This window comes from Pseudomonas sp. A-B-19 (genome assembly GCF_019947515.1).
In the GTDB taxonomy this organism is placed as follows: domain Bacteria; phylum Pseudomonadota; class Gammaproteobacteria; order Pseudomonadales; family Pseudomonadaceae; genus Aquipseudomonas.
Genome location: NZ_JAGYGN010000046.1, coordinates 19,277 through 29,881, shown reverse-complemented (window position 1 = coordinate 29,881; position 10,605 = coordinate 19,277). Strand labels below are relative to the sequence as shown.

At 59.9% G+C, this 10,605-nt stretch carries 9 protein-coding genes; 6 read left to right on the top strand and 3 right to left on the bottom strand.

Features of this window, described 5'->3' with window-relative positions; all coding sequences use genetic code 11:
- Window positions 1-239 precede the first annotated feature (239 nt).
- Both KGA81_RS29120 and KGA81_RS29115 read right to left on the bottom strand, forming a co-directional pair.
- Window positions 240-1,733 (bottom strand): CoA-acylating methylmalonate-semialdehyde dehydrogenase, encoded by a 1,494-nt coding sequence (locus KGA81_RS29120; RefSeq protein WP_223551009.1) that lies wholly within the window; start codon window positions 1,731-1,733, stop codon window positions 240-242.
- Window positions 1,734-1,910: 177 nt separating this feature from the next.
- A complete protein-coding gene (locus KGA81_RS29115) occupies window positions 1,911-3,260 on the bottom strand; it encodes an aspartate aminotransferase family protein (RefSeq protein ID WP_223551006.1) in 1,350 nt (449 codons plus the stop codon).
- Window positions 3,261-3,398: 138 nt separating this feature from the next.
- Between KGA81_RS29115 and KGA81_RS29110 the strand changes: the two genes are divergently transcribed.
- The 6 genes from KGA81_RS29110 (at window position 3,399) to KGA81_RS29085 (ending at window position 9,946) form a co-directional block, all read left to right on the top strand.
- Window positions 3,399-4,319 carry a LysR family transcriptional regulator gene (locus KGA81_RS29110; protein WP_007971880.1) on the top strand — a complete coding sequence of 307 codons (921 nt, stop codon included), beginning with the start codon at window positions 3,399-3,401 and terminating at the stop codon, window positions 4,317-4,319.
- Between the two features lie 215 nt (window positions 4,320-4,534).
- Window positions 4,535-5,185 carry a TetR/AcrR family transcriptional regulator gene (locus tag KGA81_RS29105; RefSeq protein WP_223551004.1) on the top strand — a complete coding sequence of 217 codons (651 nt, stop codon included), beginning with the start codon at window positions 4,535-4,537 and terminating at the stop codon, window positions 5,183-5,185.
- Window positions 5,186-5,203: 18 nt separating this feature from the next.
- Window positions 5,204-5,788 (top strand): IMPACT family protein, encoded by a 585-nt coding sequence (locus tag KGA81_RS29100; protein WP_223551002.1) that lies wholly within the window; start codon window positions 5,204-5,206, stop codon window positions 5,786-5,788.
- Between the two features lie 548 nt (window positions 5,789-6,336).
- Entirely contained in the window at window positions 6,337-7,902 is a 1,566-nt protein-coding gene (locus tag KGA81_RS29095; protein ID WP_223550999.1) for an ABC transporter ATP-binding protein, read from the top strand.
- A gap of 11 nt (window positions 7,903-7,913) precedes the next feature.
- Window positions 7,914-9,020 carry an ABC transporter permease gene (locus KGA81_RS29090; RefSeq protein ID WP_223550998.1) on the top strand — a complete coding sequence of 369 codons (1,107 nt, stop codon included), beginning with the start codon at window positions 7,914-7,916 and terminating at the stop codon, window positions 9,018-9,020.
- A complete protein-coding gene (locus KGA81_RS29085) occupies window positions 9,020-9,946 on the top strand; it encodes an ABC transporter permease (RefSeq protein ID WP_223550996.1) in 927 nt (308 codons plus the stop codon). The genes KGA81_RS29090 and KGA81_RS29085 overlap by 1 nt, the downstream gene beginning before the upstream one ends.
- On the opposite strand, the gene KGA81_RS29080 is transcribed toward KGA81_RS29085, so the two are convergent.
- Window positions 9,943-10,425: a hypothetical protein gene (locus tag KGA81_RS29080; RefSeq protein ID WP_223550994.1), complete on the bottom strand. Its 483-nt coding sequence runs from the start codon at window positions 10,423-10,425 to the stop codon at window positions 9,943-9,945. The two genes, KGA81_RS29085 and KGA81_RS29080, sit on opposite strands and share 4 nt — an antisense overlap.
- Between the last annotated feature and the right edge of the window lie 180 nt (window positions 10,426-10,605).

Here is a 10,605-nt window from a genome sequence, read left to right as displayed (position 1 = left end):
TTCAACTTCCTTCTGACTTCGATGAACTGAAGCAACTTACTGCCGAAACCTGCGTAACTCATTGTTTACCAAGGAGTTTTCCGTTTCGACTGCGCCGGAAGTGGGGCGAATTATAGGCCTCTGGAATCTGCCGTCAACAGCTATTTTCACAATTCTGTCATATAGGTTCAAAAAGCCCCGGAAACGCGAAGGCCGGCTCCCCCAACAATAAAGGGCGCCGGCCTTCCATCCCCTTCTACTTACAAGCTAGGGAACGCGAACTGCGAAGCTTCATGGCTCGCACGTTGCGGCCAGCGCTGGGTGATGGCTTTGCGGCGGGTATAAAAACGCACACCATCCGGGCCATAGGCGTGCAGGTCGCCAAACAGCGAACGCTTCCAGCCGCCAAAGCTGTGGTAAGCCACCGGTACCGGCAGCGGTACGTTGACACCGACCATGCCGACTTCGATCTCGTCGCAGAACAACCGCGCGGCTTCGCCGTCACGGGTGAAGATGCAGGTGCCGTTGCCATATTCGTGATCGTTGATCAGTTGCATGGCTTCTTCAAGGCTGTTGACCCGAACAACACAGAGCACTGGCCCGAAGATCTCTTCTTTATAGATGCGCATTTGCGGCGTGACGTTGTCGAACAGGCAGCCACCCAGGAAGAAGCCTTCCTCGTGGCCAGCCACGGTCAGGCCACGGCCATCCACTACCAGCGTCGCACCGGCGGCTACGCCGTCTTCTACATAACCGCTGACTTTGTCGCGGGCCTGACCAGTGACCAGAGGCCCCATGTCCAGACCGCAAGAAGTGCCGGCACCGATTTTCAGTGCCTTGATTTGCGGAACCAGTTTGGCCACCAGTGCATCGGCCACCTGATCACCCACACACACCGCTACCGAGATCGCCATGCAACGCTCGCCGCAAGAACCGTATGCCGCGCCCATCAGTGCGCTGACAGCGTTATCCAGATCCGCATCCGGCATCAGTACGGCATGGTTCTTCGCACCACCCAGGGCCTGGACGCGTTTGCCGCGCTTGGTGCCTTCGCTATAGATGTACTCGGCAATCGGCGTCGAACCGACGAAGCTCAGCGCTTTGACTTCCGGCGCTTCGATCAATGCGTCCACCGCAGTCTTGTCACCGTGCACTACGCTCAGTACGCCTTTAGGCAGACCTGCCTCCAGCAGCAACTGGGCAATCAGCAGCGTCGAGCTCGGGTCACGCTCGGACGGTTTGAGGATGAAGCAGTTGCCGCAGACGATCGCCAGCGGGTACATCCACAACGGCACCATGGCCGGGAAGTTGAACGGCGTGATACCGGCAACCACGCCCAGCGGCTGGAAATCCGACCAGGCATCGATGTTCGGGCCGACGTTACGGCTGTACTCGCCCTTGAGGATTTCCGGAGCCGCGCAAGCGAACTCGACGTTCTCGATGCCGCGCTTGAGTTCACCGGCCGCATCTTCCAGGGTCTTGCCGTGCTCTTCGCTGATCAATTGCGAGATGCGCGCTTCGTTCTGCTCCAGCAGTTGCTTGAAGCGGAACATCACTTGGGCACGCTTGGCCGGCGGCGTGTTGCGCCAGGCCGGGAATGCAGCCTTGGCCGCGTCGATGGCACTCTGGATGGTTTCGCGGGTCGCCAGCGGCAACTTGTGGATAGCCTGGCCGGTAGACGGGTTGAACACATCGACCGCGCGACCGTTCTCGGTCACCAGTTCGCCATTGATCAAATGCGGAATAACGCTCATGGAAGCTCCTGAAAAGTTGTCCACAGACGCCCTTCAACGGGTGCCTGCCATATAGATAGCTTTTGTAGGAGCGAGCTTGCTCGCGAAGATAGTGAGGGTGCCGTGTTCATCCAGGTAGCCCGCATCATCGTTAACGTCCATCGCAAGCAAGCTCGCTCCTACAGGTGTTTTGTCAAATCAGTCGATCTTGTTCAGCACTTCGCCGACCGCGTCGAACAGACGATCCAGGTCCTGCGGCTTGCTGTTGAAGGTTGGGCCGAACTGCAGGGTGTCGCCACCAAAGCGCACGTAGAACCCGGCTTTCCACAGCGCCATGCCGGCTTCGAACGGACGCACGATCGCGTCGCCGTCACGTGGAGCGATCTGGATCGCGCCGGCCAGGCCGTAGTTGCGGATGTCGATGATGTTCTTGGAGCCTTTCAGGCCGTGCAGCGCATTTTCGAAATGCGGTGCGACTTCAGCCACGCTCTGCACCAGGTTTTCCTTTTGCAGCAGGTCGAGTGCTGCCAGGCCAGCGGCGCAAGCCACCGGGTGCGCGGAATAGGTGTAGCCATGGGGGAATTCAACCGCGTATTCAGGCGTCGGCTGATTCATGAAGGTCTGGTAGATCTCGGAACTGGCGATCACCGCGCCCATCGGGATCGCACCGTTGGTGACTTGCTTGGCGATGCACATCAGGTCCGGGGTCACGCCAAAGGTGGTGGCACCGAACATGGTGCCGGTACGGCCGAAACCGGTGATCACTTCGTCGAACACCAGCAGGATGTTGTGCTGGTCGCAGATTTCACGCAGACGCTTGAGGTAACCCTGTGGTGGAACCAGCACGCCAGCGGAACCGGCCAATGGCTCGACGAAGACCGCCGCGATGTTCGACGCATCATGCAGTTCGATCAGCTTCAGCAGTTCGTCAGCCAGGGCAATGCCGCCCTGCTCCGGCATGCCACGGGAGTAAGCATTGCTGGCCAGCAAGGTGTGCGGCAGGTGGTCGACATCCATCATCGCCTGACCGAACAGTTTGCGGTTGCCGTTCACGCCACCGAGGCTGGTGCCGGCGATGTTCACGCCGTGGTAACCACGGGCGCGGCCGATCATTTTGGTCTTGGTCGACTGGCCTTTCAGGCGCCAGTAAGCGCGGACCATCTTCACGGCAGTGTCAGCGCACTCGGAGCCCGAGTCGGTGAAGAACACGTGGTTCAGGTTGCCCGGGGTCAGGTCGGTGATTTTTTCCGCCAACTGGAAGGACAATGGATGGCCGTACTGGAAGCCTGGCGAGTAGTCGAGGGTACCCAACTGCTTGGCGACCGCCTCCTGGATTTCCTTGCGGGTGTGCCCGGCGCCACAAGTCCACAGACCGGACAGCGAGTCATACACCTTGCGACCCTTGTCGTCGATCAGCCAGCTGCCTTCGGCGCCAACGATCAGGCGCGGGTCGCGCTGGAAGTTACGGTTGGCGGTGTATGGCATCCAGTGAGCATCGAGCTTGAGCTGACTGGCCAGGGAAGTCGGAGCGTTTTCAGACTGGTTCATGGGCGAAACCTCGCAAGGCAATAAGCGGCGTAAGGATTGAAAACCGTTGTTGCAGCTAAATTGCCACGGAGATAAAGTCGATGAAATGCAACTCTTCTAATGTTCAGTCAGCCCTTTACTAAACTTTGAGTAACCCGCATGAGCACTCGCCGTCCCGATCCGCTGGCCCAGGTCAGCGACTTTGATATTCGCCTGCTGAGGATCTTTCGCAGCGTGGTCGAATGCGGCGGCTTCTCCGCGGCGGAAACCGTTCTGGGCATCGGGCGCTCGGCGATCAGCCAGCAGATGAGCGATCTGGAGCAACGTCTCGGCCTGCGCCTGTGCCAACGTGGACGTGCCGGATTTTCCCTGACAGAAGAAGGCCGCGAGGTCTATCAATCGGCGTTGCAGCTACTAAGTGCACTGGAAAGCTTCCGTACCGAGGTCAACGGCCTGCACCAGCACTTGCGCGGCGAATTGATCATTGGATTGACGGACAACCTGGTCACCCTGCCCCACATGCGTATCACCCATGCCCTCGCACAATTGAAAGAACGCGGCCCGGACGTGCAGATCCAGATCCGCATGATCGCGCCCAATGAAGTCGAACAAGGCGTGCTCGACGGCCGTCTGCACGTCGGCGTAGTGCCGCAGGCCAGCGCTCTTTCCGGGCTGGAATATCAGCCGCTGTATAGCGAACGCTCGCTGTTGTACTGCGCGGTCGGCCATCCATTGTTTTATGTCGACGACAAACAACTGGACGACGAACGCCTGAACAGTCAGGACGCCATCGCACCCACCTTCCGATTGCCCGCGGAAATCCAGGCCCACTACCAAGCGCTCAATTGCACCGCCAGTGCCTCGGACCGCGAAGGCATGGCGTTCCTGATCCTGACCGGACGCTATATCGGTTACCTGCCGGATCACTATGCGAGCCTTTGGGTGCAGCAGGGCCGATTGCGCGCATTGAAAGCGAAAACACGCTTCTACGACCTCAGCCTGGCGTCGGTCACCCGCAAGGGGCGTCGCCCGCATCTGGTGCTGGAGAGTTTTCTCGAAAGCCTGGCGGCGACGCGCTGATTTGTCGGATATCAGAACTGTGGGAACGGGCTTGCCCGCGAAGAGGCCGGTGCATTCAGCATTGATGTTGGCTGACAGGCCGCCTTCGCTGCGATGCAGCGACCCGACAAGCCAGCTCCTGCAATGACTGGTTTTGCCCCAAAGACTTGTCTGTAGCCTGCGGGTGCGCTATCAACGCACTGGCCGCCCTCCTCCCCATCAGTTCGGAAATGCCTATGACCTTTGAAGTCCCAGCCCACGGCGCAAAACCCGTCAGCCGCATTCGTCAGAAAAACGAAGAGACCATCATCAAAGCCGCCGAAGACGAGTTCGCCCGTCACGGGTACAAAGGCACGAGCATGAACACCATCGCCCAGAATGCCGGGTTGCCCAAGGCGAACCTGCATTACTACTTCACCAACAAACTCGGTTTGTATGTGGCGGTGCTGAGCAACATCATCGAGTTGTGGGACAGCACCTTCAACACCCTCACCGCCGAAGACGATCCGAACGAAGCATTGACCCGTTACATCCGCGCGAAAATGGAGTTCTCCCGACGCCAGCCACAAGCCTCGCGGATTTTCGCCATGGAAGTCATCAGCGGCGGTGAATGCCTGACCGAGTACTTCAACCAGGATTATCGCGCCTGGTTTCAGGGCCGTGCGGGCGTGTTCCAGGCCTGGATCGACGCCGGTAAAATGGACCCGGTCGATCCGGTGCACCTGATCTTCCTGTTGTGGGGCAGCACCCAGCACTACGCCGACTTCGCCACGCAAATCTGTCGCGTCACCGGGCGCACCAGGTTGACCAAACAGGACATGGAAGACGCCGGGGACAACCTGATCCGCATCATTCTCAAGGGCTGCGGCCTGAAACCTGCCATTTAAGTAGCCACTCAGGTACGTATGCCTTTTACCCTCAGCGGTTTTTGCGAATACCGCGAAGAGATTCGCAAGAGCCGCTTCATTACCTTCGCCGCGCCAGTCTCCAGCCCGGCCGAAGCCCAGGCGTTTATCGAGCAGCACAGTGACTTGAATGCCTCACACAACTGCTGGGCCTGGAAGCTCGGCGATCAGTATCGCAGTACTGATGATGGCGAGCCCGGCGGTACGGCCGGCCGGCCGATTCTGGCGGCGATCGAAGCGCAGGATTGCGATCAGGTCGCGGTGCTGGTGATTCGCTGGTATGGCGGCATCCAGCTGGGCACCGGTGGCCTCGCCCGTGCCTATGGCGGCGGTGCGAATAAATGCCTGCAAGCTGCGCCAAAGACTGAGCTGATCAGCCGGGTGCCGCTGCGTTGCGCTTGCGGATTTGCCGAGTTGCCCCTGGTCAAGCTACGGGTGGCTGAGGCAGGTGGGCTGGTTGTGGATGAAACCTTCACCGCCAATGGTGTCGAGTTACAGTTGGCCGTGGGTGATGCGCAAATCGACACCCTGCAGTCACAACTGGCCGATTTGAGTCGTGGACGTATTTTGTTGCAGCAGCGCTGAAAGGCTTCAGCCCAGGCTGCGATCTTTTGGGGCACGCCGCTTTTTCACTTATTCCAGATTTGCCCACATCTGCTGTGCACCCGGCTGTGGATAACCTGAGCACATACGGCTGTAACCCTTGTGTCATACGGCTTTGCGGACTTTGCTCAATTTTCGTTCTATTTGCCATCAAGCACATCGAATTTAAATAAAAACAACTAGTTACAACGGTTTATCGCCTTTAGAAGAAAGCCACTCAGTGCTTATGCCCGTGGCTTGAGCTTGCGCACAAATACTGTGGAGCAATCTGTGGATAACCCGTTCATGGCCGTCCCGGCGCCTTGCACGCTATGGCTTGTAGTCGGTTGCTCATATTTTGAACAAAACCCCCACGAGCAAAATCGGTGCTTGATTTGCACCATTGCCCCCCTGTGGTGCCGGGCTCTGCGTGGCACATCTGAAAGCTGTGTACTTAACGCCTCTGCTCGCAGGACTTCGACGTTTTCCTGACCAGATGGCCAGAAAATTGCTTTATCCACAGGCACAAGTCCAACAGCACTGAGCCTGTCATGCCCAATAGCGCTCCAACCCCTGATCAGATTCCGCGCCTGCAACTGCGCAGAATCAGCAAACGCTACCCCGGTTGCCTGGCCAACGACGCCATCGATCTGACCATTGCTCCTGGCGAGATCCATGCCCTGCTCGGCGAAAACGGCGCGGGTAAAAGCACGCTGATGAAGATCATCTACGGCGTCACCCACGCCGATTCCGGCGAAGTGATCTGGCAAGGCCGGCGGGTAAGCCCGCGCAACCCCGCCCAGGCGCGCAATCTGGGAATCGGCATGGTGTTCCAGCATTTTTCGCTGTTCGAAACCCTGAGCGTGGCGCAGAACATTGCCCTGGCCATGGGCGCGGCGGCAGGCACACCCACACAGCTTGAGCCGAAGATTCGCGAAGTGTCCCGCCGCTACGGCATGGCGCTGGAACCGGAGCGACTTGTCCACAGCCTGTCGATCGGTGAACGGCAACGGGTGGAAATCATTCGCTGCCTGATGCAGGACATCCGCCTGTTGATTCTCGATGAACCGACTTCGGTGCTGACACCGCAAGAGGCCGACGACTTATTCGTCACCCTGCGCCGGCTCGCCGCCGAGGGCTGCAGCATTTTGTTCATCAGCCACAAGCTCGGGGAAGTCCGCGCGTTGTGCCATAGCGCGACGGTGCTGCGCGGCGGACGGGTAGCCGGGCATTGCCGGCCGGCCGAGTGTTCGGATCAGCAGTTGGCACGGTTGATGGTCGGTGAAGCGGCGGAGTTGATCGCAGGCTATCCGAAGGTTACTGGAGGTGATGCGTTCCTTGATGTCCGTGGCTTGTCCTGGCACAACCCGGACCCGTTTGGCTGCTCGCTTGCCAACATCGACCTTGAAGTGCGCGGCGGTGAAATTGTCGGCATCGCCGGTGTCGCCGGCAATGGCCAGGACGAATTGCTGGCCTTGCTCAGCGGCGAAGTGCTACTGCCTCGCAACGTGAGCGCAACGATCCGTTTTGGCAAGGAGCCCGTCGCCCATTTGCGCCCCGATGCACGCCGCCAACTTGGCCTGGCATTCGTCCCTGCCGAACGCCTGGGACATGGTGCGGTGCCAGAGTTGAGCCTGGCGGATAACGCGCTACTGAGCGCTTTTCAGCAAGGACTGGTGAGTAACGGTCTGATCCAGCGCGGCAACGTCGAAGCACTGGCCGAGGAAATCATCCGCCGCTTCGGCGTCAAGACACCCGATAGCCAGACGCCGGCCCGCAGCCTGTCCGGCGGTAACTTGCAGAAATTCATCCTCGGCCGGGAAATCCTTCAGCAACCGAAACTGCTGGTCGCCGCACACCCAACCTGGGGCGTGGACGTCGGCGCGGCCGCCACCATTCACCGCGCATTGATTGCCTTGCGCGATGCCGGCGCGGCGATCCTGGTGATCTCCGAAGACCTCGACGAACTGTTCCAGATCAGCGACCGCCTCGGCGCCTTGTGCGGCGGTCGGCTGTCGGCACTCCACGCCACCGTCGATACGCGCCTGAGCGATGTCGGCGGCTGGATGGCCGGCCAGTTCGGTGCCCCTCAATCACTCGCATCCGCCACGCACTAACGGAGTGTCACATGCTGCTTTCCCTTGAACCCCGCGGCCAGCAATCGCGCCTGATGCTGTGGTGCTCGCCGTTGCTGGCGGCTGTCCTGACCCTGGGCTGTGGATCACTGTTTTTTATCGCGCTCGGGCACGACCCGCTACTGACCTTGCACACGCTGCTTATCGCACCGGTCAGCGACCTGTACGGCGTCTCTGAACTGTTGGTCAAGACCCTGCCGATTCTGCTCTGCGCCTTGGGTCTCGCCGTCGCGTATCAGGCGCGTATCTGGAACATCGGTGCCGAAGGTCAACTGCTGCTCGGCGCGTTGGCCGGCAGTGCATTGGCGGTGAACATCATCGATATACAAAGCCGCTGGGCACTGGGACTGATCCTGCTCACCGGCACCCTGGCGGGTGCCGCGTGGGCGGGCCTGACGGCGTGGTTGCGCACGCGCTTCAACGCCAATGAGATCCTGACCAGCATCATGCTCAACTACATCGCCCTGAACCTGTTGCTGTTCTGCGTTCACGGCCCTTTGAAGGATCCCGCCGGGTTCAACTTCCCCGAGTCGGCGATGTTCGGTGATGCCAGCCGCTTGCCGCTGTTGATGGCGGATGGCCGGGTGCATGCCGGGGTGTATTTCGCCTTGCTTGCGTTGGTGGCGGTGTGGGTGTTGTTGCAGAAAAGCTTTGTCGGTTTTCAGATCAAAGTGCTCGGGCTGGACAAACGTGCCGCCGGTTTCGTCGGCTTTCGCGAGAAGCGCCTGATCTGGCTCGCGCTGTTGATCAGCGGTGGCCTGGCAGGGCTTGCCGGCGTGTGCGAAGTCACCGGCCCCATCGGCCAGTTGGTGCCGCAGGTCTCGCCGGGTTACGGCTATGCGGCGATCACCGTGGCGTTTCTCGGCCGCCTGAATCCTCTCGGCATCCTGTTTTCCAGCCTGTTGATGGCGCTGCTGTACATCGGCGGCGAAAGCGCACAAATGAGCCTGAACCTGCCGCAAGCGATCACCCAATTGTTCCAGGGCATGATGCTGTTTTTCCTGCTGGCCAGTGACGTGCTGATTCTCTACCGACCGCGCTTGAACCTGCGCTGGACCCGCCGCGCCCAAGCCACCGCCGTACAAGCAGGAGCCTTGTGATGGATATCGATCTGCTGAGCAATATTTTCTACGCCATGGTCCGCTGCGGTACGCCGTTGCTGCTGGTGGCGCTGGGGGAGCTGATCTGCGAGAAAAGCGGCGTCCTCAATCTGGGCCAGGAAGGCATGATGCTGTTTGGCGCGGTGATCGGTTTCATCGTCGCGTTCAGCACCGGCCACCTGTGGCTCGGCGTGTTGCTGGCGATGCTTGCCGGAATGCTGTTGTCATCTCTCTTTGCCCTGGTGGCTCTGGTGTTCAACGCCAATCAGGTGGCCACCGGGCTGGCCCTGACGATTTTCGGTGTGGGCCTGTCGACCTTTGTCGGTGCGGCGTGGGTCGGCAAACCGCTGGCGGGTTTCGAGCCGATGGCGATTCCGTATTTGAGCGAGCTCCCGCTGATCGGACGGATGCTGTTTGCCCAGGACCTGTTGGTGTATCTGTCGTTCGCGTTGTTCGCACTGGTGGCCTGGGTGATTCTGAAAAGCCGCATCGGGCTGATCATTCAAGCGGTCGGCGAAAATCCCGACGCTGCCAGCGCCATGGGCTTGCCGGTGTTGGTTGTACGCACGTTGGCGGTGTTGTTCGGCGGCGCAATGGCAGGGTTGGCCGGGGCTTATCTGTCCCTGGCATACACGCCGATGTGGGCGGAGAACATGAGCGCCGGGCGCGGCTGGATTGCCCTGGCGCTGGTGGTGTTCGCCAGTTGGCGGGTGTGGCGCCTGCTGCTCGGCGCGTACCTGTTCGGGCTCGCCAGCATCCTGCACCTGGTGGCGCAGGGGTTGGGGCTGGCGATTGCGTCCAGTCTGCTGGCGATGCTGCCGTATGTCGCGACCATTGTGGTGCTGGTGCTGCTGTCCCGCGATACGCTGCGCACACGATTGTATGCGCCGGTGTCGTTGGGGCAGCCATGGCAGGCTGGGCATTAAGGGTTGCCTGATCTGGCCTCATCGCGAGCAAGCTCGCTCCCACAAGGATAATGCAGTACCTGTGGGAGCGAGCTTGCTCGCGATGGCGTCCGAACAGGCAACACTTGAGCAATGCCCCACGCCAATTCAAACACCAGAAAAACCCCCAGCAGCGAACTCGCGCCATGGACCAGGGCATAGGCCTGCCAGGCCGAGAACAGGAATCTGCCCACGGCGTCATACCGTCCATAAACCTGCTGCGGATCACGAATCCGCAGCACCGACCAGACGCAGACAATCGACCCCAGCAGATTCGCCATCAACATGTGCGCCGGTTCGAACGGTGGCAGCTCACCGGGCAGACTCAACGCCTGACTCACGCCCGTCAAAACCCCATGCAACGCTGCAAAACTCCACGGTGTGACAAACGCGAGCATCACAATCAGGTCATACCAGGCACTGCCTTGCACCAACCGGCGATATTGCGTTGTAGTCCACATCGACATTGCTCCATCAATTCAGGGAGCAACAAGGCTAAAGCCTGGAGTATGCTCTAGGGTCAAGTCCCCTTCGAGACGTGATGATGCGCATCGGTGAATTAGCCCAGGCCAGCGCCGTCAGCCACGACACGTTGCGCTTCAACAACGGCTCGGGCAACAGTGTCCATTGAATCCACGACT

Coding starts and splice junctions, on each gene's coding strand:
- KGA81_RS29120 (WP_223551009.1), bottom strand. CDS start 1,733: ATGAGCGTTATTCCGCATTTGATCAATGGCGAACTGGTGACCGAGAAC.
- KGA81_RS29115 (WP_223551006.1), bottom strand. CDS start 3,260: ATGAACCAGTCTGAAAACGCTCCGACTTCCCTGGCCAGTCAGCTCAAG.
- KGA81_RS29110 (WP_007971880.1), top strand. CDS start 3,399: ATGAGCACTCGCCGTCCCGATCCGCTGGCCCAGGTCAGCGACTTTGAT.
- KGA81_RS29105 (WP_223551004.1), top strand. CDS start 4,535: ATGACCTTTGAAGTCCCAGCCCACGGCGCAAAACCCGTCAGCCGCATT.
- KGA81_RS29100 (WP_223551002.1), top strand. CDS start 5,204: ATGCCTTTTACCCTCAGCGGTTTTTGCGAATACCGCGAAGAGATTCGC.
- KGA81_RS29095 (WP_223550999.1), top strand. CDS start 6,337: ATGCCCAATAGCGCTCCAACCCCTGATCAGATTCCGCGCCTGCAACTG.
- KGA81_RS29090 (WP_223550998.1), top strand. CDS start 7,914: ATGCTGCTTTCCCTTGAACCCCGCGGCCAGCAATCGCGCCTGATGCTG.
- KGA81_RS29085 (WP_223550996.1), top strand. CDS start 9,020: ATGGATATCGATCTGCTGAGCAATATTTTCTACGCCATGGTCCGCTGC.
- KGA81_RS29080 (WP_223550994.1), bottom strand. CDS start 10,425: ATGTGGACTACAACGCAATATCGCCGGTTGGTGCAAGGCAGTGCCTGG.